The following is a 26,575-nucleotide window of genomic DNA, read 5'->3' as shown; positions in this document are numbered from 1 at the left end:
CTGTAGAATTAAGTGACGGAAAAAGTATCACCGTCATGAGTGGAGAAAACGTTAATGCGCTAGTCCCCACTTTATCCGTAGATAACGAAGGATACTGGATTTATAGCACTGATGGAGGCACCACCTACATGCCTCTAAAAGATGCTAATGGCAATAAGATATATGCCATTCCAACCAGTAAGCCGACCGATCCTAACGGGCCGTCCAACCCTATTCAATCTCCTAAACTAAAAGTAGATGCAGAAGGCTATTGGCTAGTTAGCTATGATAATGGAAAAACTTATCAGTATCTGACCAATAATGACGGCAGCAAAATTGAAGCCATTGAAAGTGCCGGAAAAAATTCGATCTTTGACAAGGTAGAATATGATACTACCAGCAAGAAACTAACCATTATATATGGTAGCGATAAGACCATTGAACTTCAAGTGATCGATACATTCTATCTAAAGATAAAAGGTATGGAAAACACTCCTATTTTCCCGTTAAACGAAACACGCCTTTATGAAGTGGAACAACAAGATGTTACAGGAGCGGTGATTAAAGCTCCACAAGGATGGAATGTCGTTTTAAAAGATAATGAACTTTCCATTACTTCACCGAAAGCAAATGATATAGAGAATAAAGAAGAAACAATCAATATTATTATTACTTCTTCTAAAAACTATATCCGCATAATATCTTTCAAAGTACGACTACTGACAACAGGCTATGATGCCAACACATGTGATGTATGGAACAAATTTAACTTAGGACAAGCAGATAATGTACTGCTAGATTTCTCTTATGCTGGTTATAAACATGGTGAAGTCGCACCTCCCGATGTATGGTCTTTAGGTTACACTGTATATAATGTAAAAGATTACGGTGCTATTCCCAATGACGGCAAGTCCGACCGGGAAGCCTTAACCAAAATATTAGCCAAAATAGGCTCAAAAGTGGACAATGCCAAGGCGATAATCTATTTTCCTAAAGGAGAATACATTCTGCATACGGCAGCCGATGATGTAGATGGAAAATCACAAACAATTCAGTTATTAATGGGAGGAGTAATCCTGAAAGGTGACGGACGCGACCAAACTGTCATAAAAATGGATGCCCCTAACCAACCGACCAATCCAAGTGTCATGTATTCCTCACCTGTCATGCTGGAAATCAAGCATAATAGTGGATTATCCCCTATTACCGAGGTTACGGGAAACGCCGAAAAGGGGACTTTCTCAGTAGAAGTGGCCTCCACCACAGGTATTAAAGTCGGAGATTGGGTATGTTTACAACTGGCTGATAATAGTCCGGAACTTATCAAAGCAGAATTAGCACCTTACCAACCCACTTCAAACATGACTAATCTACATGAAGATGGCGTACAGGTCTTCGATTATCATTTAGTAGCAGCCATCGACGGGCAAACTGTTACTTTCAAAGAGCCAATCATGCATGCTGTAGATCCACAATGGAAATGGACTATCCAAAAATATCCCCACTATGAGAATGTAGGTGTGGAAGATATGACCTTTGAAGGAAAAGCTAAAGTTGACTTTACTCATCACGGTTCATGGGAGGACGATGGAGCCTACAAGCCTATCAATCTTATTCGCCTGACAAATTCATGGATGCGCCGCGTGGGCTTTCGTAGCGTCAGCGAAGCAAGTTCGATCGTCAACAGTTCCAATGTATCCGTATACGATGTGGTCATTGACGGAAACCGTGGTCACGCAGCTATCCGTTCGCAAGCCTCGTCACGCGTATTTATAGGCAAAGTGACGGACAAATCAAACGGATTCCTTATAGATAACAAAAATGTATACGAACAAGGAGCAGGCCAATACCACGCATGTGGTGTATCCAAGCAAAGTATAGGTGCTGTCATTTGGAATGTAGACTGGGGAACTGACGGTTGCTTTGAGTCTCATGCCACACAACCTCGTGCAACGCTGATTGACCGTTGTACAGGTGGTTTTATGAGATTCCGCCAGGGAGGTGATTACAACCAAATGCCTAATCACTTAGCCGATTTGACTTTGTGGAACTTTAATGCCAAGAACAATGTTGCGGATTCTCCATTCATCTGGTGGGACAACAATTCTCTTTGGTGGAAGTTCCTTCCTCCTATCGTAGTGGGATATCATGGCGGTAGTATTCATTTCGATGAAAGCCAAATGAAGTTGAATGAAGAACAGGGTAATACCGTTACTCCATATTCACTCTATGAAGCCCAATTACGCAAACGTTTAGGTGCAGTTCCGGCTTGGTTAAATTCACTCCAGTAATAACTTTAAAAACAAGATACAATTATGAAGAAACTTTGGTACGTATGTATGTTACTGACTGTATGTCTGGTAGGATGCAATAAGACAGACGACTTATGGGACGACGTTAACGATTTAAAGACTCGTGTTACCGCCCTTGAAAAAACCGTTCAAGATTTGAACTGGAACATTGAAGCCGTACGCGAACTTTGCAAAGAAGGCGCTACCATTACTGATATTGAATTAAAGGATGGTATATATACCATTACATTAAGTAATGGCAAGACACTCAAACTCGTTGAAGAAACCGGAGCGGGTGCCTTGATTCCTCAAATGGGCATCGACAACGATGGTTATTGGACGGTAAGCTATGACAACGGAAGCACTTTCACACAACTGAAAGATAAAAGCGGGAATCCTATAAAAGCAACGGCTGAAAATGGAAAGACTCCTCTTTTCCAAATCGATGCAGCAACAGGATACTGGCAAGTCAGCTACGACGGTAGTACTTATGAGAACGTAAAGGACTCTGCAGGCAATCCTGTAAAAGCAACCGACGGGGAAGCCGTAAAAGATAAATTTTTCAACTCTGTAGAAAAGGTTGGCAACAACTTCAATATTGAATTAAGAGATGGCACAAAGTTATCTATCCCTATCATCAGCAACTTCTACTGCAAGTTTGATGAAAGTATTGTAGGTATACAAAGAATCGCAGCAGGATCTACGAAAGATTTCATTGTACACATGAAGGGAGTAGAATCTTATATCATTACCGCTCCCGAAGGTTGGGAAGCGACTTTGTCTGAACCGTCCGCAGATAACGATGAAGGAACATTGACAATAAAAGCTCCTGCAACAGCAAAAACTCTATCGCGTGCCGTCGCTGATAATACCAAAGACGTATCTATTCTTGCAACTTCAGGAGCATATGCTGCCATCGCAAAAATACAGGTAGAGCTTGGAGAAGCAGAAACACGGATTGACTATAAAGCAAAATTCGATAACGGAGAAAGTATAACAATCGGTGATATCACATTTGATAAAAATACTTATCCCGATGCAGAAGTAGTAGAGTTGGATGGAACAGAACCAGAACTTGACAGCTATATCAATAATTCCAAGAAAGTCAAAATCTTATTCTTAACAGGAAATAATGATTTTACAACAATCAATCCTGTAAACCTTAATAATACAATTATTATCATTGGGAAATATTCTGATTCTAAACCTGTCATTAAACCTAGTAGGGTTTGGAAAACAGTCTCTGGAAATATCTTCATAAAGAATATTCATTTAGATATGAGTAGTTTCACTACTGATGGACAATATTTCAACAATTCGAATACTTCAAGTGCTACTGATTTCACAGCTTTGATCATAGATGAATGTAAGATCAGCGACGTTAAAAACCCAATTTATCAAGATACAGCAAAAGACAATTTGAATGGTATCAATACGATCATTATTAATAGAACTCGTATTATGGTCAATGCAGACAACAAAGCTCTCATACATCTATATACAACCAAAAACTTGGCTCCATACAAGAAATTTGCATTTACCAATAATATAGTATACAGTAAAACACCTTATGTGGGTCAAATATTGAATTGGGGATTACAAACAGACTTTACAGAAGGAAATCTTACTGCAATAATATCTAATAATACAGTAATTAATATTGCAGGAAACAATCCATATTTCAGACATAATAAAGGTAGTCTCACGATGACAAAAAACATCTTTTATGTAGACTCAAGTTTTGCAAAGAATAGCAACCTTTATACTTACGTGGGAAATGATACTCATCCTGTAAGTGTAACTACAGTAGATGTTAAAGATAATATCGTATATGGATTAACAAGTAACAGTAAATGGTATAATTACCATAGCAACTGTGATGCAAGTGCGAAAGTTGACCCCTATGTATTGACTCCTCACGCCACTGCACCACTGACCATTACTGATGTAGAAAACGGTATATTTGTCTTGGCAACAGATATGGATGGATACGGAGCAAACATAGAATAAGAAAACATTACAACATCAATAAAAAAGGATATCCGAATTTGGATATCCTTTTTTTATTGACTAATATCCCATTCCGAACTGCCACAACGGCACCACATTCATAAAGCCTCTTTCAATATCATCCTTCACCACAAATCCTTTCTGTACCTCCTGAATCTGCTTTTGTCCCTTTTTCTTTCCTCCCACCTCAAATGTCATATCATCAATCAAGAAATCAGAAACAGGAGAAGCTACTACATCCGAAAAAATACGGGTCTGGTTCAAAAAGAAAGTCTCCCTGATATTTCCAATATTAGAATTATCTTGAGCCAGACTATATATCAAATTGGTATTATCCAGATAAATTTTATCTACTTTCCCTAACCCGCGTATTCCGCCGGTAGCATCTCTCAACTGCGCTATCAACCCTGCCTCTTCAATATAAAGGCAATAATCGGATATATTATTACGGCTCACTTCAAGAATTTTAGCTATACTGCTAAAATTAGGCTTGAACGGCACACTCTTAGCAATGATAGCAAGAAGTTGCTTAAGTTTACGCCCAGTGGAAACATTCATATCAGCAAATTGAGGTATGTCCGACTCCAAAGTCAAATTGATGATCTGTCGCAAACGTATATCAAAATCTTCCTCCAATGCAAAAGGATAGTAGCCTTTCTGCAAATAGTCATGAAAGAGTGGAAGCGGATGCTCCAAACCCGGAATTTCCACTTTATGCGCTACAATATCCTGCAAACTGTATATTCCAGAAGGAATACGATGAAATAAATACAAATACTCACGAAAAGAAAGTCCCTGCATCTGATACATGACAGCGCGACGACTCAAATCTGAAGCTCCTTTATTAATATCCAATACAGATGAACCTGTAAAAACAATATTCAACTCTGAATGATAATCGTAAATCAATTTAAGCTCTTTCGACCAATCTTTATATTTATGAATTTCATCAATAAACAAATACTTGCCTCCCATTTTTACAAAAGCATCTGCCAAGTCAAGCAAACGATGGCTGGCAAAATAAAAATCTTCAGCCGTCACATATAAAGAGTCATTTAAATTCAGCTTTTCTTTAATGTGCTGTAATACAAGAGTCGTCTTCCCTACTCCTCTAGGTCCCGTAAGCCCTATCATGCGACTATTCCAATTTATCCTGGAATAAATATACCGGTGAAACTCAATATTAGTCTCCCGTATCATCTTGTGAAAATACTCAAATAACTTATCCATATAGCATTGGTTTATAGACAAAGATACGATTATTTGCACTATAATAGTGCAAATAACAAAACAAATTGCACTATCACAGTGCAATTTCAGCTAAAGCCACATCTTTTCCCCCACCACCTTGCAGAAAAACTTTTTTAATTTATCTTTGCATCCAAAACAACCCTACATGAAATACAAACTTATCGTGCTCGATCTTGACGGCACACTCACCAACTCTAAAAAGGAAATCACTCCCCGCAACAGGGAAACTCTGATACGTATGCAAGAGCAAGGAATACGACTGGTATTAGCTTCCGGTCGACCTACTTATGGTATTGTGCCATTAGCTAATGAGTTACGTATGAATGAATTCGGTGGATTCATCCTGTCCTATAACGGAGGAGAAATCATTAATTGGGAAACACAAGAGATGGTATATGAAAATGTGTTGCCTAATGAAGTTGTTCCAGTGCTCTACGAATGTGCCCGTACCCATCAACTAAGTATATTAACCTATGACGGAGCAGAGATAATAACCGAAAACTCTCAAGATCCATACGTATTAAAAGAAGCCTTTCTCAATAAAATGGCAGTTCGGGAGACAAATGACTTCCTGACAGACATCACACTTCCCGTAGCCAAATGCCTCATCGTAGGAGATGCCGATAAACTGATTCCACTTGAAGCCGAACTTTGTCTCCGGTTACAAGGTCGCATTAATGTTTTCCGTTCAGAACCCTATTTTCTCGAATTAGTCCCGCAAGGTATCGACAAGGCTCTTTCTTTGGCCGTCCTGTTAAAAGAAATAGGAGTAGCGCGTGAAGAAGTTATAGCCATAGGTGATGGATATAATGACCTATCCATGATTAGGTTTGCAGGACTGGGGATTGCCATGGGAAATGCTCAAGAACCTGTAAAGAAAGCAGCAGATTACATCACCCTGAGTAACGAAGAGGATGGTGTAGCCGAAGCAATCAATAAGTTTTGCAATCAACAATAGCCAAACATTTACTGACATGCCGGCAGAGTTTTAGTTTCTCGGTGAGAAACCTTTGGTTTCAAGGAATGAAACTATTGGTTCCTCGGTGTGAAACTGTTAGTTTCATACCGGGAAACAAATCACATTACTGGTAAAAACGACCCGACACTTAAAATCAACCGATTAAAGATAGGGCGCATATTCAGATTTTATACTAACTTTGCGGTTCCAATAAAACAAATATAAAATGTTATGGAACATCAACTTACCATTTACAACACCTTAGATAGAAAGAAAGAGTTGTTTGTACCGCTTCATGCACCTCATGTAGGCATGTATGTGTGTGGACCGACTGTTTACGGAGATGCCCATTTAGGACACGCCCGTCCGGCTATAACCTTCGATGTGTTATTCCGCTATCTCACCCACCTAGGATATAAAGTACGCTACGTACGAAATATTACCGACGTAGGTCATCTGGAACACGATGCCGATGACGGAGAAGACAAGATCGCCAAGAAAGCACGTCTGGAAGAGTTGGAACCAATGGAGGTTGTTCAATATTTCCTGAACCGCTATCATAAAGCAATGGAAGCGTTGAATGTACTTTCTCCAAGCATTGAGCCACATGCTTCAGGACACATCATTGAACAAATCCAACTGGTACAGAAGATTTTGGATGCCGGATACGCCTATGAAAGCGAAGGCTCCGTTTACTTCGATGTAGCCAAATACAATAAAGATTACCACTACGGAAAACTTTCCGGACGTAATCTGGACGACGTCTTGAATACCACCCGTGACCTCGACGGACAAAGCGAGAAACGCAATCCCGCCGACTTTGCCCTTTGGAAAAAGGCACAACCTGAACATATCATGCGCTGGCCGTCTCCATGGAGCGATGGTTTCCCCGGATGGCACGCCGAATGTACCGCTATGGGACGCAAATACCTGGGTGAACACTTCGATATTCACGGAGGAGGAATGGACTTGATTTTCCCTCACCACGAATGTGAAATCGCACAATCGGTAGCCTCACAAGGTGATGACATGGTTCACTACTGGATGCACAACAACATGATTACCATCAACGGAACCAAGATGGGTAAATCACTTGGCAACTTCATCACGCTGGACGAATTCTTCACCGGTACTCATAAGCTGCTGGCACAAGCCTACACACCAATGACAATCCGTTTCTTCATCCTGCAAGCTCATTACCGCAGCACGGTAGATTTCAGCAATGAAGCACTGCAAGCATCCGAAAAAGGCCTGCAGCGTCTGATGGAAGCCATTGACGCATTGGATAAGATTACTCCCGCATCGGCAACTTCAGAGGGAATCAACGTGAAAGAACTGCGCGCTAAATGCTACGAAGCAATGAATGACGACTTAAATACACCGATTGTCATCGCACAGCTTTTCGAAGGCGCCCGCATTATAAACAATATCATTGCCGGTAATGCCACCATCTCCGCCGAAGACCTGAAAGACCTGAAAGAAACATTCCATCTGTTCAGTTTCGACATCATGGGATTGAAAGAAGAAAAAGGCTCTTCAGATGGTCGTGAAGCAGCTTACGGCAAGGTAGTAGATATGTTACTGGAACAACGTATGAAAGCGAAAGCCAACAAAGACTGGGCTACTTCCGACGAAATCCGCAACGCACTGACAGCACTCGGATTTGAAATCAAAGATACTAAAGACGGTTTCGAATGGAGACTGAATAAGTAACAAGAAAAGAAAGTGCTCAACGCACCGTGTAAATACAAAGAAGACCGGCTCCCCATGAACCGGTCTTCTCTTTTTTCATAGAAATATGATGACTAATACCTCTCTTTAAATTCTTGTTTTCTCTTATCTTATTCACTAATTATTTATTTTCCATGAGCATTTCGACCGGCTGTCCATGCTGACAGGTTACTGTCAGTACGGTCTGGTCTCCCTGCTGTTCCAACCGGACATTTTCCATCGGGCTTGTCAATCTCCAATGTCCTTTAAGCCGTATCTCCTTAGTAATAGGACGACTGGGCTCTTTCGTTGTATACGTCTTCTCTTCTATATTCAGATTCGGATCACAGACGCTTAAACGGATACCCTTATCAGATTCTTTTGCATACATCACCATTGTTTCCGCAGGAATAGCGACGACCACTTTATCAGCGGCAGGCTGATAAGCTTCAAAAGCGGCATACGCCGTGATACCAGTCTTTTTATCATAAACAACGTGAGCAGTCTGATCGCGTTGCAACACCTCGTATGCAGGAGTTTTACGCAGTTCGTCGAGATCGGAAGCAGAAGGCTGTATCAATACCATATATTCATAAGTCCCCTCTTTCGGTGCCTTGCCATGTTCTATCCAGGCAGAAGAGAATTTTCCCTTAGTAACTTCACGCGTCTTTTCGTGCCGTGATTCCTGTTCTGCCACCTGTGCGCGAACGGTTCCGTCCACTACATGATAATAATTGTCATAACCATCATGAAGCCAATAGTTATCCTCTCCTACTTTGGGCTCCTTACCATTATATTTTGTCTGGAAAAGAGTCGTTTCCGTAGGATAATCCGCATTGGAGTTCGAAATACCTGTTCCCAGGCAAACCATCCGGTTATCAAAACAGAATACGGATTTACGGGCCACAAAGTCTGGTGTGAAATTCTCATAATCCCGTTCTGCCAATTTCATAGCGAACATTCCATTTTTACCATCTAAAGAACTGCTTCCGGAGAAATTCTCTTTGGAGCGTGCCATAGTCGTTCCTTTCAATGGGCTATCAAGCAAATCGAAAGGCAAATGAATGGTAGTTGTACCCGGCAAACGGTTCCAGTCCCATCCCTCCTGCACAAAACCGCTTCCGGCACGTGACACGGGATTTCCTTTCCCCATAATCTGCACGGAGCCATAACTCTGATAACGTCCGTAACGGTTATCTTTCGTATAAATTTCAGAGCCCCATACGTCAGTGGTATACCCTTTCAATGTCACCATCCAGTCCGCACGACGGAAAATGCCTGCCGAACCATAGTTGTAAACGAAGAATCCCTGTGGAGCCTGTGCCGGTTGAATACCTTCCTTCTTGAAGAAACGCGCATTCGGAGTATCACTATTGCGTATCAGACGTAAATAGTCGGCAGCCAGACCACGATCAAACGTATTTCCCTGACCGGACAAATCGCCGGATAAAGCGATATTGGCAAATGCTTCGATATCATCGCTTCCCATCTTCCCTCCAAAAGGATGACGGCCACTGATTCCGATGCCCCATTCATAGAAATTGCAATAATTGCGCATAGCAATAAAGGCTGATTTCATGTGTTTGCGCGCATCTTCGGTCAGTTCAAAACTTGTACCATTGGTAAATGCAATATATTCTCCTACAGTCGCAAGTACTCCAGTGGTATATCCCGGATAGAAACCGCCATGATGGAAAGTCGTACCGTCTACCTTTATACCACCGATCGTTCCCGGAGTATAACGCAAAGAAGAAGATAGCCAACGTGACAAGCCGCTCAAAGCTTGCGCCTGTTCCCTTGCATCGGGAAACATCATAGCGGAAATAAATTTCGCCATCAATAACGTATGCCAGGAATCCAACAATTCATCACGTGTTGGAGAACATGGCTGACGAGTTTCTTGCAGAGCCGCCCAAAAACGCAATGTGGAGAGATAAGCATCCCGATGAGGATGTTTATAGATAGCATCACGCATCAGCCAGGCAGTTGTATATATCTTACGTACCTGATAACCATAATGATGATTGGTACCCATACCGCTACCGTATGCAAATCCCTGATCGATAGCATAGTCGAATACGGTAAAGTAGTTTTTCTTTGATGTTTCGTTCTGGTTATAATAAGCATCATAGGCAAAGCCGGAAAGCATCGTTTCAATATCGTTCCATGACATTTCTCCTTTCTTCTTGTCCTGTTCATCAGGAGCAACAATAGGAGTTCCTATAAATCCCGTCCCAGCGATGGATGGACTGATAGCCGCTTTCTCAAATGTTTTATAGGCAGCATTAATCGGTCCTTGCGGAGCCTTTTTCACTTCCAGAAAGTCAGTCAAACGTTGTTCGATAGTCTTCAGCTCCTTCTTTTGTTCGCTTGTCAATTTAGAAGGCAGAGGAATATCATACGACTGTTGTTCCCATTTCCACACGAGACACCAATGCCACAGGTCACGATTAGACAGCCCATTATTGGTAGGCAACTGTTGGTCGGGAGTGGTACGAAGATTCATTTTCTTTTCCGGAAAAATCAGACGGTCAAGAAAGATACGTCCCTTCCGTTGCGGGGCAACCAGCCGATAGGCTACGATCTTCTTATCTTTCTTGTCGCCCTGCATATACTCAAAAGAGATCCAGCAAGCCCGCCAGCCTGCTGCCTGCAAACGATAAGAGAACCAGTAAGAGACTTCTCCCTCCTTATTCAGAAACTCAAAACGAATAGAATCCTGCTGCGGTTTCTCATTATAAATCCACAAGGTAATGCCGAACTGCTTCTCGTTTCTCGTATTCAACGATAAAGGAGCAATTTGAACATCCAGCGTAGAACCGGGCTGAAAGTCCCATTCCAGACTACTTTCACCCTCCTTGTAAAAAAGAGAAGAGATTTTCACTTCTCCCTTTCCGGAAACTGTAAATGCTTCGGGCACTTCTTCTTCAAATCCGATGAGTTGAGCGAAAGCTGAAGGAATGATTCCCAAAAGGAATAATACTATAAAACAACTGTTTTTCATTACTATTTTCAATTTAAACGCGGATGCGGATTAACACCTATTATTGTCGCAGAGATTTACTCCTAAAATTGGCACTTATTTGAGTTAATCAGCGTTTTATAAATTACTAATCGCTAATAAGGAATCCGATCCGACAGAATCTTTTCCGTATACCAAGGATCATTAATTTCCTTCAACATAGCTCCCATTTCACCGCAAAGTTGTGCCACAATCTCCTTATTTTCTTCCAAAGGCAGGTTATGCAGTTGATATGGATCTTTTACATCATCGAATAAGAGGCTTTTCTTCAATTGCTTCGTATCACGGTCGATATATAACGCCAATGTATATTGAGCCGTCTTGATACCTCTTGAAGAAGGGAAGTAAGTCTGCACCAATCCATTTTCATCTTTATCGCCATCTACATTCTGAATATACAGTGCACCTGTAGGACGAACAATTTCAGCCTTTTCATCGAAGAAAAGAGGAGCGAAATTACGTCCCTGCACTTCCGCCGGAATAGAATCACCCAGTCCGCACAAGCCAAGCACCGTAGGCATAATATCAGGAGCGGAGAGCAATAAATCATCCACCCTCGGCTGAATCTTACCGGGAAAACGAACCAGGAACGGAATATTCATGGATTCAGAATAAGGGGAATTCTTCGGATCATCAGTGCGCTGGCTACACATCGTCTCACCATGATCGGAAGCAAAGATTACGACTGTATTCTTGTCCAATCCCAATTCTTTCAATGTCGTCAAAATCTGTCCGAAAGCACGGTCTACTCCGGTAACGGAAGCGAAATAATAACGTGCAGACTCCGCTTTCTTCATCTTCAAATCGACATTCGGACGAATCAACAGACTATCCAGAGACTGATCTTTATAAAGATTAAAATCCTGCTCTTCACAGTCATTCAAGGAGCGATACGGGCTGTGAGGAGGATTCATGCCCACCATTATGAAGAAAGGTTTCTTGGTATCACGTACGTTACCGTCATTTTTCAGATAAGAAATGACTTTGCCTGATTCGTGCAAAGGTGACCATTCCTTCGGATCGTGTCTCTTACCATCCGTATCCCAATAATGCGGGTTCTTGTGTTCGTCAAATGTTCCGTAAGAATACCAGTAGTTAAAGCCGTGCCGGCGTTCTTTCGGTGTATAGGCATCCCATGCCGGACGTTTTTCTTCCACATACTGTCCCGGATGTTCGGGATCGTTCGGAGTCGGGAAGTCAGCGTGAAGTTTACCAAAATAAGCACAGTCATAACCTGCTTTGCTGAACACATCGCCGATACATTCCGCATCCTCGCGCAAGGAGCTGATCGGACGTGTAGAGTTGCAATTCAATGGTACACCACTTTTGTTCGGATACATACCGGTCAGTAACATTCCACGATGAGGGCTGCTCAACGGACAGTTACTCTGTGCAGACGACAAGACCATAGATTCACGTGCAAAGGCATCCAGATTAGGAGTATGCACGGGGTCTCCTTCAAAGTTTACTTTATCCCGGAATCCGTCCTGCCTCCAGAAGCCCATCGCCTGGTTACGGTATTGATCGGGAAATACATAGATTATATTAGGATGCTCCGCTTGTTGGGACGCTTGTTTCGGAGCCTTGCAACCTTGTGCGGCAAAGAGCGTCAAGCCTCCTACAAGAAGGTTTATAGGTTTATTCATGATGGTTTATGATAAATGATTAAAACAGGTTAGTGATAAATGATAAGAAGGGAATAATAAATAGCCAATGCTGAATGATAAACGGTAAACATGTTACGTCAGAATCTGTAGAGTATTCATCGTTCACTGTTTACCATTCATTATTTTTTGTTATTTCTTATTCCTTATTTCTTTTCCAAATCTCTTTTACGCATCAGTCCTTCCAGGAAGTAGTAGTCAGCATAATTCAGAGGGACATCGATTTCCTGACCGTGAGGAATACTACCTACTGAATGCATCAGGATAAAGTTTCCATTTGTTCCAACCTTCGCACGATAAGCAGGCGAGCCTAAACTTTCCATAATCTTATCAGCGGTTTCCTTGTAGTGATTACCCGGCAGGTAGCCATTCAGTTCGTAAAGGGCAGAAGCTGTACAAGCGGCAGCAGAAGCATCACGCGGTTCGTTTGGAATATTCGGAGCATCGTAATCCCAGTAAGGAATGAGATCTTCCGGCATATTCTTATTATTAAATATAAAATTATATACTTTTTGTGCCTGGTCGAGATATTTCTTGTCTTTCGTATAACGATAGCAAGTAGTATATCCGTAGAGTGCCCAAGCTTGTCCGCGAGCCCAAGCCGATTCATCCGCATATCCCTGCGCAGTTTGCCTCTTACGCACTTCGCCTGTCTCCGGATCATAATCTACCACATGGTAGCAGCTGTTGTCCGGTCGGAAATGGTGAGCCATCGTTGTATCAGCATGTTTCACTGCAATATTATAGAAAATAGAATCTCCAGAAAGAGCAGTTGCTTCAAATAAAAGTTCGAGATTCATCATATTATCAATAATCACCGGACATTTCCATCCACGTGTTCCCTGCCAGCCTCTATCGGCATCCCACGACTGAATAACGCCTGCGTTCGGACGGAAACGAGTGGAAAGCGACTTAGCCGTTTCAACAATTACATCTTTGTACTCTTTTTTGTTTGCCAGACGATAGCCGTTCAGATAGCTGCAACCAATCATGAAACCTACATCATGGTGCCATTTCAGATATTTCACCGAGTCAAGGGCTTCAGTATATTTCGCAGCCAACGGCAACCATTTCTGATCTCCAGTCAGGTTATATGTCAGCCACATACTGCCTGGGAAAAAGCCGGAACACCAGTCATCAATAGGTATATAAGATATACTACCGTCTTTATTGATAGTTCTCGGATTCAAAATTTTACCGGATTTTTCGATAATATCCGTTTGAATCGTGTTTTGTGCAACTGCGTTGTCGATGTTGTCCTGAATAAAGTCTACTTCAACCTTTTTTTGTCCACCGCAACTCGTTAAGATCAAAAGGGAAACTCCTAATGCGCTAAGAATTGTTTTCATAATACATGGATTATTTGTTAAGTGATTAATTTTCTTAATGGCAAAAGTAGTGCATTTAAATAGAATTGACCGACCCAAATAATCCAAATGAAAGACAATTTTGGTACATTTGCAAAAGAAATAGTAGATTTATAAAGATGAATCACACCTAGAGATACAAATGTTGACAACTTTAAACAAACTCATATGACTCCACAAGATTTCTTTAAGAATGATTTATTTGCCGAAAATACAGGAGTAGTACTGCTGGAAGTACGCAAAGGATACAGTAAAGCCAAGTTAGAAATAAAACCAGAACATCTTAATGCAGGCGCCCGTACACAAGGAGGAGCCATTTTCACATTGGCGGACCTGGCACTGGCCGCAGCAGCCAACTCGCACGGTACACTGGCTTTCTCTCTCTCGTCCAGCATCACTTTTCTACGCGCAAGCGGACCTGGTGACACCCTTTTTGCCGAAGCACGCGAACGCTACATCGGTCGAAGTACAGGCTGCTATCAGGTAGATGTAACGAATCAGAACGGAGATTTGATTGCCACTTTTGAATCCAGCGTATTCCGGAAAGATCAGAAAGTGCCTTTCGAAATTCAGGAATAAAAAACAGATAGGGCTGAAAGTACACCCGCAAAGGTAGCTTTCAGCCCTATCTATTTTTTCTCTTTATCTCTATTTAACGATAGAAGTCAGCGGATGCCGGTTGCCGGTCACATTATTCAAGAATGCTTTTGCCGAACCGAAATTCAGGAACAAGTCCAGACGGATAGGAAGATGGTTCAAATCGTCCGTCACAAAGAAAGTAATCACTTCCTTCTCTTTTCCTTTCTTATCATATTCAACTAATGAGAAAATCAAGCAACGGTAAGTCACTCCATTTTCTGCTTTTACATTTTCTTTACCGCGATAAATAAGCGTCTGTTCTTCCACTTTGCGGCCTGTAGCCATAGGGAACTTAATCTTATCTCCCACCTTATAATCTGCAGGGTCGTAAGAACGCGCTTGCGCCAGAATGCTCAACATATCGTATATACAGCGGCTATCACTATCTTCAGATTCATTAAACGCCCCATCCCGGTAAGTACGCTTCTGATTTACCAGGCAAAGACCGTCCTTATAAGAGAACCAAGCCTCATCGACCGTGTAACGTTTTCCCTCTTCGGCACCTTTGCGGAAATAGCGCGGTTCCAGTTTTTCACCGATCACACAAGTCAGCGTATCGCGCATCTTGAAAAAGAAATCCGCCCGTTTACTGCCCAAAGCAAGCAGGTTAATCCGGTAGGCAGGTTGTGAATGATAAGTAGTAGCATTCGTCGTCAGACTGGCAAGTCCGGCTTTCACCCAGACAAACTTCCAGTTAAAATATAAATCATACATTACGTGTTCGCCGGATTGAAACGCATCATTCTTCGCTTCACATTGAGCACTGGCTGGGAGGGCGAAAGCTCCCATCAGTAAGGCCACTAATCCGATAATAAAATTGCGCCGAACGCTAACGACGGCGGTTCTGACTATTTCGTTCCCGATCCTTTTTCTTCTTGTCTTCATCTGGTTTTTGTTTTTTAAGTTCATCCAGCTTTTGCTTATCCAGCGGAACTGCATGAATATCCCAACTTTGTTCTAGATCCCAGTTGGCTTTCGGCTCTAAAATCTGATTATAATAATACACCTCTTCGGGCTGCACCCCTTTTTCAAAATTGCCGGTATCCCATTCACCGTTTCCATTCCGGTCGTTAATCAACCGGGCGGAGTACTTACCGGGATTTAAGTAATAAAAGTCGGCATAACCTCCTTCCTCTACTCTTCTTCGGCGTACCACTTTATCCTGCGCATCCAACAGTTCAACGAAAGCATTAGGTTCCGCTCCCGTCACCACAAACGTGATTTTGGCATATTCTTCCAAACTACGCACCTTGAACCCTTGTTTTATTTTGTCTGTAAACAATCCGTATATACCATGGAACGCAGTCGAGTCTACCGAAAATTCATATTCCAGTGTCGGCTCCCAATCATAATACAGATTGAACCTCTTTAGATTCACAGAGTCCTGTTCAAAGTCGAATGGTATATCTTTCCAGAGCGTATCTACCTTTTGCCGTAGATGGATGGCCGCAGTATCGAAACTGGCTATCGGTTCTTCAAAACTCAAAGAGATAGAACCATATACATCCATTGACGAAGGAGCACCGACATTTACCGGCAAGAATTTTGTCGGTTCGGGTTCATCCTCTTCACCTTTCTTTTTCTTCTTTTTCTTTTTGTCCTTATCCGGCTCCTCTTTCTTATATTTCTGCTTCGAAACGAGGTTGAGCGTATCCGTACGGGGCACTAACTGATTCAATGTATCCGTATAAAGATAAGTCAGGCTCATGGCCAGCGTATCCTGCTTAAAGAGCAGGGAGTCTTTTACCCAATAATGGATGGTGTCGTTCCGCTGATTCTTTTCGATAACAAAAGCATCCTTTTCATCGAAGTTCAAGCCTTTCAATACAGGCAAAGTATCTGCCTTACCTGCAAAATAGAACGTAAACTTCTGCGGAACCAGTCTTTCCGACTTGATAAGGTATTGCGAATAATTGAGTTCCTTAAAGGCACGGAGGATGACATCATCCGGCAAATAATGCATATATTTCTTCTCAACAATCGTGTCATAAGTCAATGAATCCACCCAAGCCGTATCCATGCGGATACGTTCTTCCATACGAGGGATAATCAACGAGTCATGGAAAGCGATCTTCTCGCTCTTCTGATTAAAAGTGAAGTTCTGGTCGGCATCCATCAAACCGTAGATACGATACTTGCCGGGAGCTATACCCCGGATAGAGAAACGCCCACGGCTGTCCGTACGTGCCACACGGTCGAAAGGCAATTTGTTGAAAGCCGAATCGTTCAAGTTGGAATGTAGTCCGACAAGCATACCTTTAATAGGCTCCAGGTTAGAGGCATCGAGCATCGTTCCTGCTACTTCCATCGTATCGATTTCCGTACCGGTAGAGAACGTAAATGCAAAATTCCCTAGCGGGTTACCTTCATTATTGTCGACAATTGCATCCGAGAAGTCAATCGTATAGGTCGTGTTAGGCTTCAAAGAGTCGAGTAGGTTGACTTGTATTCTCTTGCCGGAAGCCTTGATTTCCGGTTGCTGTATCTGGGGAGGAGAAACAACGACTTTTTCGGTTGCTTTCTCCAGCTTAATAAACTCATCAAACATCAAAGAAATTTTAGTCCTTTCATTATTCAGAGCGCCCGCAGCAGGAGTACTACCGATGAAACGGGGCGGCGTCTCATCATAAGGGCCTCCGTCCGGCCGTCCAATACTGGCGCAGGAATATAACATAGCTCCCAGCGTTACTACCGGAAGCACCTTGCGAACTATTTGCTTTATCTTTTGATTCTCAAATTGTAACATGCTGCAAAAATAAGCGTTCTTATTCAATAAACACCACACTTTCTAGCTAATTTATTAAAAAAGGAAAGGGTGACTTAAGGTAATAAACAATATTTGCGACGTTTTTATTTTTTTCCTGCTAATATAATTAGTTTTATTGCCTAAAGAGATTACCTTTGTTGCCTAATCTTTTTTCGTTCCACTATAGTGTTCCGCAAAGAACACTATAGTTTCCCTTGCGGAGCACTATAGTGGGACGAAAGAGAAACTATAGTGGAACGAAATAAAAGTAGCAAGTGAAGTAAATCCGGATAGGCAAACGGATTTATCAATGTGCCTACACTAAATAAAAACGAATATGAGTATACAATATGACCTTTACGACACGCCTGACATTCAACAAACAGGCGACGCACAACCGCTTCATCCCCGCGTAGTATTCAAAGGAACCGTTGATCAGGAAGAATTTCTAGACCGTGTACACAAATTCACAGGAATAAGCCGCAGTTTACTGGCGGGCGCCATGCAGTCTTTCCAAAACGAGTTGAGAGATTTGATTGCCAACGGATGGATTGTGGAACTGGGAGATATCGGATATTTTTCAGTGTCTTTAAAGGGACCTCGTGTAATGAAGAAAAAAGATGTGCACGCACAATCTATTGAGCTGAAGAATGTCAATTTCCGGGTAGGCAGCCAGTTTAAGAAAGAAGTAGGCCAGCAAATGAGACTAGAACGTGGAGAATCGATGACTCGTCACCATGGGAAAGGGCACAGTGAAGAAGAATGTTTGACAATAATCAACCAGCATCTGAACAAATATCCCTGCCTGACCCGCACCGACTATAGCCGATTGACAGGACACGACAAAAAACGTGCTTTGAAAGAACTGAATGCTTTTATCGAACGTGGACTCTTAATCCGTTATGGAACAGGCAAACAGGTGGTTTATGCAAAGAAAACAGAAAGTTAAGTTAAAATCATCTAGCAGAATTACCTAGAATTCCAATTCTGAACTGAACAAAAAAACAATAATTCAGTGTAGGGTTCTTTTTATATTAATCATATTTATACTGACTTTTAGTAAATCAGAACTATCTATGAAATTATAAAACAAGATTACTTGCTTTATCAATATTTATTGCTACTTTTGTAGCGGTTTCCTTTCATACGTAGAGAGGAACATTTTATTTTTTTACAGAGAACGATTATTTATTGCATTCAACCATAAATTCGGCAAAAATTTACCGCGAATGGCAATAAGTGATGTCAGGTCTCGTGCACACTTCTGTATATAATTTGTTTATATACCCAATGGGCGTGGGACTATCACTTATGTCGCGGAGGGTCTTTGCCGAGCCTATGGTTGGCGTACAGTTGGTAGTTTCCCACGCTCTCTTTTTTAAACCGCGCACCACAGGGAAATGATGCGACAAACATAACAAAGATATGTACGATGACTTGAAAGAAAACATTATTCTATTAATGCAGCACCCTATCGCGCGCCGCCCCATCTCCAACTTATCAGATGAAGAACGAGAAAAAGCATTCGACTTGTTGAACTATCTTTCAACTTTATCCGTTGACGAAAACTATACCTTGTTAGATTACATCCAAATGGCACGTCTTGAATATGCACTTGGAGAGCTTGAGTATAAAACAACCAATGATACAGAAAAAGTAATACGACATTTTAGAACCGCCCTCCAACATCTGGAGAAAGGAGGGTTCGACTTAAGTATAAGCAAGTGGACAGAGTTAGTCAGCCTGCGAACCAAAGAAGATACGGAATAATTCAGAATCATACTCCTTACCAGTATATATAGAAGATAGACAACAAAGCGAAAAAGATTGCTTGTGCAAGTAGTCCTTTCGTTCTATCTTCGAAGAGGATGCCTTCCCCACACTTGACACCCCAATATCTTGATCGGCATCCTCTTCTTCTATCTTTCTGCCAAATTTTTTTTACATAAAATTCCCCAATACAGCAGCATTCTACTTATTAACTAATTTATTAACGCACAATTCTTTTTTAGCTTGGTCATGAATTTCGGAAACCATATCTTTGCATCGTGATCACAAAACAACAATAAAACAGATTAACTAACTATTAAAAGAAGAAAGACTATGGCATTAAAGTATGTTGTCAAGAAAAGAGTTTTCGGCTTTGACAAAACAAAGACTGAAAAGTATGTAGCACAGAATGTAATTACCAATACGGTAAATTTCAGAGATTTATGCAAGGAAGTATCCATGTTCGGTATGATTCCCGAAGGCGCAGTGAAACACGTGATTGACGCACTGATTGATGCGTTGAACACGAACCTAAACAAAGGATTGTCTGTGCAATTAGGTGACTTCGGATGTTTCCGTCCGGGCATGAACTGCAAAAGCCAGAAAGAGGAAAAAGATGTAGATGCCGATACCGTTCGACGAGTGAAAATTGTATTTACTCCGGGATATAAATTTAAGGATATGCTGGATAATGTAAGTATTTACAAGACGGAAGGAAACGGCGGCACCTCTTCTGGAAATGGAGGGGGAAATAAACCGGAAAATCCGGACGAAGGCGGTAGCGGTGAGGCTCCAGATCCTGCAGCATAAAACTGGAACAAGGGACCACACATAGAAAAGGACTTCTTCCCATAAAAATGAACCCTAAAAGTTAGACAAAAACTTTTAGGGTTCGCTTAGTCATAGTTACCAGCCTGTATTTTGACCTAAATTAGGATTCTTATAATATTCAGTCTGTGGTATAGGATATAAGTACATCTTATCATCCCAGTTACGTGTTTCAAGCAATTCTTTCTTATAAACAGGCAAGCCGTTTTCCATAGTGATCTTGATGCAATAAATAGCTTTGGTTTTATCACCGATTTTCCAACGGCGGATATCCCAGAACCTATGGTCTTCGAACGCAAGTTCCACTCGTCTTTCACGACGGACGCTTTCAGTAAACGCGTCGCCGCTTGTTGTAATGGCAGGCATATCAGCAGCAGCACGCACCTGATTCAGTGCCGCACGTGCAGACAACGGATGGTCATTATCCGTATAATCAGCGTCTTTCCAGGCATCCATTGCTTCCGCATAGTTCAGGAGAATTTCCGCATAACGGAATATGATGAAATGGTGCGGTTTCTTTTTCTCATTGGAAGGAGCTAGAGAAACAGTCTCATTCATATACTTCTTCAAATAATAACCTGTGGTAGTCGCTCCGGTTGTTCCGGCACCGTCTTTTCCTCCTTCATAAGACTGGATGGTCGAGTTCATCCATGTATCGCCATTGCAAAGCACCGTTTTATAGAATCTTGGGTCTCTGCCTTCATACGGATTCTGCCCCGGTGTAATCTGTTCCCAGTCAAAGTCTTTTCCATTAGTCATCTGGAAGGCATCCACCAGGTTCTGGGTGGGCACGTTGCCTGTTTTCCCCTTTTCATAACTGATGGGCAAATTGTTAGCTTCAAAATCAAAGCTTTCCCCATTTCTACGTTCAAAAATTAATTGCGGAGATTTCAATACATCGTTTCCACCATTCTTGTCATACAGAGGATCTACATTCGTCTTCGGCAAACTGTACCAGTTCTCTTTTATGATAGCATAAGCCGCATCGGCAGCCGCTTTCCATTTATCGGCATCCTGTGCGGGATTATGCAACAAACTCGCCGCATAAAGAAGAGCACGGGATTTCAATGCCAACGCTGTACCTTTGGTCACACGTCCCGTCTCCGCCCAAAAGTCCTGATGACTGACAGGCAGAGTTTTGGCCGCGTCACTACATTCGTCACAGATATATTTTATCACTTCATTGAAAGAAGTCTTTTCCACGCCGTTGATTTCATCCAAAGCATACGTACGTGTCAAAAGTGGAATATCACCGTATCGTTTAGCCAGTTCGAACAGATAAAAAGCTCGCAACACCCGTAATTCTTCACGATACATGGTAGCTTTGGCAATGTCTTCTTCATACGTGTCGTTCCAGCGGAAACGCTCCAGTTTTTCCTGTGAATAGTTTTCAAGAAATGAATTGACGGAACGGATAGCTCCATAGCACTTCGACCACATATTATCGACTGCATTGTTGGGACTCTAGGCATTGTTATAAAAGTCGTGAACACTATTATCACTCCAGACATAAACAGAATTATCCGTTGCAGACTCCCTCAAAGCCCCGTCGAGCACTCCGAGATCTCCGGGCAACTGGCTATAAACGTAGGTAGCCAAACCTTTCACATTGCTAAAGTAGGAATAGGCCTCTTCCCTGTCCAAGCCTGTCGATTCGTCCAATTCGAGCAAGCTACACCCCGATACGGATAATAGCAAACCTGTATATAATAGGATATATTTTCTCATGGTCATCTCACATTTTAGAAGTTAATATTCAACCCGAAATAAACAGAAGTCATATCCGGATAATTGATTTTCAGATCTTCACAGTTCATATACTTCACATGATCGAGCGAAAAAAGATTGTTAGCTCTCGCATACACCTGAATCTTCTCCATTTTCACTTTCTTCGCCCAAGAGGAAGGAAGGTTATAGTAGACATTCAGGTTACGAAGTTTGAAATAGCTCCCGTTCTCCAACCACTGTGTACTGTTTCTGAAGTTATTGGCATTATCCAGCGTAGTCAGGCGGGGGACATTTGCGATGTCTTTCGTTTCTTCCGTCCAGCGGATTCTGTCATTCAGATACCAGTTGGAAATATTCGTGTTGTTTCTCAACGGCCAGTATACGCTGGCAGTGTTCAACATCACACTATAATGGGCTACTCCTTGAAACAGAGCATCCACGCCAAAACCTTTATATTCAAATCCCAAATTAATGCCATAATAAATCTCCGGTATGGCAGTGGAATATCCTATCGCCTTCTGGTCATTGTTGTCAATCACGTTATCGCCATTCAGATCTCTGTACTTGACATCACCTGGACGTACTTCCGAGAATTTCTGCACCGGACTGCTCTTTATGTCCGCCTCATCTCTGAAATAACCGATAGCCTCCCAGCCAAAACACTGCCCGACAGGGTAACCTTTTTTAGACAAATAGCCATACGGCTGATATCCCTCACCATTTTCTACGACTTTACTTTTGGCATAGGAGAAGTTGGCTCCGATATAATAGTTGAAGTCCTTGTATTCCTTTTTCCACATGGCAGAGAGTTCCGTTCCTTTTGTTTCCACTTTTCCTGCATTCATCTGCGGAATAGTAACCCCGATTGCCGATGAGATCAGCCCACTTCCGTCAATCAGGATATTAGTGCGCTTGTCATAAAAACCGTCAATAGAAAAAGTCAGTCCCTTGAACAGGCTCATATCCAAACCGATATTATATTTATCCGCAACTTCCAGATCCAGTTGTTCCATTGCCAACACTCCTTCCTTCAGGCTACTTCCGGCAGAAGTATTTCCGGCCTGAAAATAGTAAGCACCGCTTCCTACCCAATATTGCTTATCCATGTCATAATCATAAGTATCATATCCGGAGCGTCCGTAAGAAGCACGAAGTTTCAGATAATCAAAAGCAGAAATTTCTTTCATGAAATTCTCGTTCGAAAGTATCCAGGCGGCAGAAATGGCGGGATATGCACGATACTTGTCGTTCTTCCCCAATACGCTGCTGCCAAAACAGTTGGCTACGATATCCACCATATAACGGTTGTCAAAATTATAACCTGCGGTTCCGATGATGTATTGACGGTAACGACTGTTATTAGCCCCTGTCAACGTCATTGATTCTTGACGAAACATAGCACTGGCCGTAAAATCATGTTTATCCCATGTCCGGTGATAATTGACCTTCGCTTCAAAATTGGCATGTATGTATTGATTGGCCAATCCTTTGTTGCTGATTTCCAGTTCATCGTTAGGATTTCCGTAATTCGTGTAAATCGGTTCTCCGTCTATGCCTTTTTCAATGGTCTGGTACATAAAACTTTTCTTAGCTGTTTCCTGATAGGTTGCATTATTATCATAAGCAATAGCGAGTTCCGCACTCAACCCGCGAGTCAATACAGACAAATCCTGCACCAACCGCAAATCCGCCTGCAACATACGCTGATTCAGTTTATAATAACCTACGTCCGCCAGATTGGCTATCGGATTTGTTTTCAGCACATTGTTACTGCCCCAGAATCCATTCTGTGTCTGCACGGGAAATGCGGCGGACGGGGTGTTGAAAATCTGTTCAAACAAAGTAGCTTCCGATGTGGTGGGACGCTTGGTCTCTCGCAGCATACCGAGCATACTCAATTTCAATTTTGTCGCGTCCGTAATATCCACATCCAGATTCATGCGAAGATTGAGGAAGTATTTCTTCATCTGGGAGTTATAGCGATCTGTATAATCAGTGTACTTGCTATTCAGCAGTCCCATATCGTTTTTGTAATTGAGGACACTGAAATAACGAAGCCGCTTGCCACCTCCGCGGAAAGTGATGTCCAGTTGATGACTGGTTGTATGATTGCGTAACGCTTCTTTCTGCCAGTCCACATTCGGATAAAGATCGCTATTGCCTCCGGACAGGAAAGAAGCCTCATCCATGTCCGGTTGCAAGCCATCATATCTCAATGCTTCATTACGGGCTTTGGCATAGGTATAAGCATCGGCAAATTCCGGCTGATTAACAGGTAAGCCTAAACCAAACTTGTAGTCTACTTTTATATCCTTCTGGTTATATATACCGCGTTTGGTAGTTATCAATACCACTCCGTTAGCGCCTCTGCCTCCCCAAAGAGCAGTAGCAGCACCGTCTTTCAAAACGGATATTGATTCTATTTCCGAAAGGTTGATATATTCGAGAGGGCGTGCAAAACCATCTACTACAAATAAAGGTGTATCTCCATTCAAAGAACCGCGTCCCCGCACATTGAGACGAGATTTATCTGTGCCCCAACTAGTGTTCTGCATCACACTCAATCCCGGCAACAGGCCATAAATGGCATTGTAAGGACTAGTGGTAGCATTTTTATCTAATTCATCCGAATAAATGGTAGAGACAGCCTGTGTCTTCCGTAATTCGGTGGTCGTCTGTGTGCCCAGATCGATTACCTTATCTTGTCCTTCATTATTTTGCGCTATACCCGTAGTGGCAAATGCCAACGAGAAAGCTACGATATAAAGTGATTTATTCATAATCATTCTTCTTATTGTTCAACGATTTGATTATTACCAACCCGGATTCTGAATCAATCCATATTTCTTGTTTATCTCATCTATAGGCAGAGGCAACAGGAAATACTTGTCGTTCCACTTTTCAGGTTTTGCATACTGACGCGTTTCCGCCATTGCATGAGATACGGCATAAGAAAAGCCGCTTGGCTCACCGGCCGCTTTTTTAATAATCAGACGTGACAATTGTCCGGTAAATATATCTGCGCGTTTCCAACGTACCAGATCGAAATAGCGTACTTCTTCATAGCCGAATTCAATGGCTCTTTCGCGTAATATTGCTTCACGCAACGGTTTGCCGGCCGGAACATCTGTTGCCGAAATCGCAGGCATACCCACACGCAGTCTGGTTTTATTCAGATAATCATAAGCCGTATTGCCAAACTCATCACGGACTTCCGCCTTATTCAATTCGTTCATCGCTTCGGCCATATTCAAATAAACCTCCGGAAGGCGGATCAACGGACAAGAATAAAATTTACCATTCACTTCGTCATTGAAGTTCCGTATGAATTTTCTCATGGCAACCCCATTGTAACTCATTCGTCCGTCTTTATAAGGCGCCTGGGTGGCTCCTTCATAAATCTGCACTTTCTGGGCGCCCTTAAACTTATCTCCATTCACAGCAACCGTTTCATATAAGCGGATGTCTCTTCTGGGGTTTCCGTCCTTATCAAAGAAAGGGAATTTATTATGGTCCGGATTGTTCCAGTCGAATTCTGTTCCGTCTTTCATCTGAAACATATCGACATAAGTCAATGTAGGAGAAGCAACTCCATAACGCACCTGGGCAAACGGAAGCTTTCCCGTAGCATAAGTGGTGAATCTTCTGGAAGAAATCAAGACTTCACCGTTATGGCGATTGAAATATCCTGCTGCAAAATCATCGCGGGGATTACCTGTATTCACCAGTTGATAAGCGTCCGAGTTCTTTTTATTAGCCCGCATAAATTCTAATCCGGCATCCAACGCCTTCTGCCACCTGTCTGGTGAATAGTTACCATACCAAGTAAGGAATTGAGACGAAGCATCTCCTTCCAGATAGGGTTTTTCAGCATTAAATAAAGGACTCGCCACAAACTGAAGCACCCTGGACTTTAACGCTAAAGCAGAAGCAGCCGTCATTCGTCCGTCATTATCTGCATTCACCTGCCAAGGCAGTACAGAGGCTGCCGCATCCAGTAATCCAACAATCTTCTGTACGGTTTCTTCCACTGTCATACGAGGAAATTTCATCGCATCTTCTGCCGTATATGCATGGTCTATCCACGGCATACCACCATAATAACGGAGCATTTGAGAATAATGATAGGCAATGATTACTTGCGCTTCCGCTTTTCCTATCGCTTTCTCATCCGCAGTCATATCCGGCACTCTATCCACATTCTCAATGTAAATGTAGGCTCTTCGAATACCATAAACCGGCCCTACTCCTATCGTAGCACTGGCGACATCCAACCGATATGGAAGATGTTCCAGATATGTATTTGTTCCGTCCACTGTTCCTGTATAGAATTTAGGCGCTCCCTTTTTCGTCCAGTCACCCAGATCGGTTAGCATTTCCAGAACGCCATATCCCAGACGTCCTTGCATCGGCAGATAATCCGGCAGGGAATGATAAGTTTCCGCCAGTGCCTGCTCAGCATATACCTTTTTGTTAAAAACAGAATCGATATTCTGTTCGTTACTTATCGGCTTATCCAGAAATTTCTCTCCAAATTTAAGGTCTTCGCACCCTATCAGTGTCAATACAGAGAGAGAAAGACAGCCTATATATTTTTTATAGTTTTTCATTG

The 26,575-nt window shown here is 42.2% G+C and carries 16 protein-coding genes and 1 pseudogene; 8 read left to right on the top strand and 9 right to left on the bottom strand.

The window, feature by feature from the left end; all coding sequences use genetic code 11:
- The coding region (locus AB5217_RS17975; protein WP_368117376.1) for a DUF4955 domain-containing protein at positions 1-2,270 on the top strand (2,270 nt) is incomplete at its 5' end.
- A 24-nt stretch (positions 2,271-2,294) separates the two neighbouring features.
- The gene (locus AB5217_RS17970) at positions 2,295-4,280 is read left to right on the top strand and encodes a PL29 family lyase N-terminal domain-containing protein (RefSeq protein ID WP_004324310.1); all 1,986 of its coding nucleotides are present in this window, start codon (positions 2,295-2,297) and stop codon (positions 4,278-4,280) included.
- A 60-nt stretch (positions 4,281-4,340) separates the two neighbouring features.
- Here the strand turns inward: AB5217_RS17970 and AB5217_RS17965 are convergent, their stop codons facing one another.
- Positions 4,341-5,510, bottom strand: coding sequence for an ATP-binding protein (locus tag AB5217_RS17965; RefSeq protein ID WP_004324308.1), 1,170 nt, complete (start codon positions 5,508-5,510; stop codon positions 4,341-4,343).
- Between the two features lie 166 nt (positions 5,511-5,676).
- Here AB5217_RS17965 and AB5217_RS17960 point away from each other — a divergent pair, with 166 nt between their 5' ends.
- The gene (locus AB5217_RS17960) at positions 5,677-6,489 is read left to right on the top strand and encodes a Cof-type HAD-IIB family hydrolase (RefSeq protein WP_008776090.1); all 813 of its coding nucleotides are present in this window, start codon (positions 5,677-5,679) and stop codon (positions 6,487-6,489) included.
- Between the two features lie 231 nt (positions 6,490-6,720).
- Positions 6,721-8,202, top strand: a complete 1,482-nt coding sequence (gene cysS / locus AB5217_RS17955; RefSeq protein ID WP_032847439.1) for a cysteine--tRNA ligase — start codon at positions 6,721-6,723, stop codon at positions 8,200-8,202.
- A 139-nt stretch (positions 8,203-8,341) separates the two neighbouring features.
- Here the strand turns inward: cysS and AB5217_RS17950 are convergent, their stop codons facing one another.
- From AB5217_RS17950 to AB5217_RS17940, 3 genes are all read right to left on the bottom strand, one after another.
- On the bottom strand, positions 8,342-11,203 hold the full coding sequence (locus tag AB5217_RS17950) for a chondroitinase family polysaccharide lyase (protein WP_151923833.1): 2,862 nt from the start codon (positions 11,201-11,203) through the stop codon (positions 8,342-8,344).
- A 113-nt stretch (positions 11,204-11,316) separates the two neighbouring features.
- A complete protein-coding gene (locus AB5217_RS17945) occupies positions 11,317-12,867 on the bottom strand; it encodes a sulfatase (RefSeq protein ID WP_032847435.1) in 1,551 nt (516 codons plus the stop codon).
- Between the two features lie 164 nt (positions 12,868-13,031).
- Complete coding sequence (locus AB5217_RS17940) at positions 13,032-14,234, bottom strand: glycoside hydrolase family 88 protein (protein ID WP_032847432.1); 1,203 nt, start codon at positions 14,232-14,234, stop codon at positions 13,032-13,034.
- A 186-nt stretch (positions 14,235-14,420) separates the two neighbouring features.
- Between AB5217_RS17940 and AB5217_RS17935 the strand changes: the two genes are divergently transcribed.
- Complete coding sequence (locus AB5217_RS17935) at positions 14,421-14,831, top strand: PaaI family thioesterase (RefSeq protein WP_032847430.1); 411 nt, start codon at positions 14,421-14,423, stop codon at positions 14,829-14,831.
- Between the two features lie 69 nt (positions 14,832-14,900).
- Here the strand turns inward: AB5217_RS17935 and AB5217_RS17930 are convergent, their stop codons facing one another.
- The gene (locus AB5217_RS17930) at positions 14,901-15,776 is read right to left on the bottom strand and encodes a DUF3108 domain-containing protein (protein WP_032847427.1); all 876 of its coding nucleotides are present in this window, start codon (positions 15,774-15,776) and stop codon (positions 14,901-14,903) included.
- A complete protein-coding gene (locus AB5217_RS17925) occupies positions 15,721-17,637 on the bottom strand; it encodes an Ig-like domain-containing domain (RefSeq protein ID WP_032854543.1) in 1,917 nt (638 codons plus the stop codon). Before AB5217_RS17925 ends, AB5217_RS17930 begins: the two co-directional genes overlap by 56 nt.
- A 337-nt stretch (positions 17,638-17,974) precedes the next feature.
- On the opposite strand from AB5217_RS17925, the gene AB5217_RS17920 reads away from it, so the two are divergent.
- The 3 genes from AB5217_RS17920 (at position 17,975) to AB5217_RS17910 (ending at position 20,217) form a co-directional block, all read left to right on the top strand.
- Positions 17,975-18,586 carry a DsbA family protein gene (locus AB5217_RS17920; protein WP_004307474.1) on the top strand — a complete coding sequence of 204 codons (612 nt, stop codon included), beginning with the start codon at positions 17,975-17,977 and terminating at the stop codon, positions 18,584-18,586.
- A 476-nt stretch (positions 18,587-19,062) separates the two neighbouring features.
- The gene (locus AB5217_RS17915) at positions 19,063-19,407 is read left to right on the top strand and encodes a hypothetical protein (protein ID WP_004298335.1); all 345 of its coding nucleotides are present in this window, start codon (positions 19,063-19,065) and stop codon (positions 19,405-19,407) included.
- 333 nt (positions 19,408-19,740) lie between these two features.
- Positions 19,741-20,217 carry an HU family DNA-binding protein gene (locus tag AB5217_RS17910; RefSeq protein WP_032847419.1) on the top strand — a complete coding sequence of 159 codons (477 nt, stop codon included), beginning with the start codon at positions 19,741-19,743 and terminating at the stop codon, positions 20,215-20,217.
- A gap of 96 nt (positions 20,218-20,313) precedes the next feature.
- Here AB5217_RS17910 and AB5217_RS17905 read toward each other — a convergent pair.
- The 3 genes and pseudogenes from AB5217_RS17905 to AB5217_RS17895 all read right to left on the bottom strand — a co-directional run bounded on the left by AB5217_RS17905 (position 20,314) and on the right by AB5217_RS17895 (position 26,573).
- Positions 20,314-21,969, bottom strand: a pseudogene (locus AB5217_RS17905) (RagB/SusD family nutrient uptake outer membrane protein).
- Positions 21,970-21,977: 8 nt separating this feature from the next.
- Positions 21,978-24,749 (bottom strand): SusC/RagA family TonB-linked outer membrane protein, encoded by a 2,772-nt coding sequence (locus AB5217_RS17900; RefSeq protein ID WP_032847418.1) that lies wholly within the window; start codon positions 24,747-24,749, stop codon positions 21,978-21,980.
- 27 nt (positions 24,750-24,776) lie between these two features.
- Positions 24,777-26,573 carry a RagB/SusD family nutrient uptake outer membrane protein gene (locus AB5217_RS17895; protein WP_032847416.1) on the bottom strand — a complete coding sequence of 599 codons (1,797 nt, stop codon included), beginning with the start codon at positions 26,571-26,573 and terminating at the stop codon, positions 24,777-24,779.
- Positions 26,574-26,575 lie beyond the last annotated feature (2 nt).

This window comes from Bacteroides sp. MSSM.1001136sp1_RTP21357st2_D2_RTP21359_211015 (assembly GCF_040913205.1).
Taxonomy (GTDB): domain Bacteria; phylum Bacteroidota; class Bacteroidia; order Bacteroidales; family Bacteroidaceae; genus Bacteroides; species Bacteroides ovatus.
This window is presented reverse-complemented; position numbering and strand designations above follow the sequence as displayed.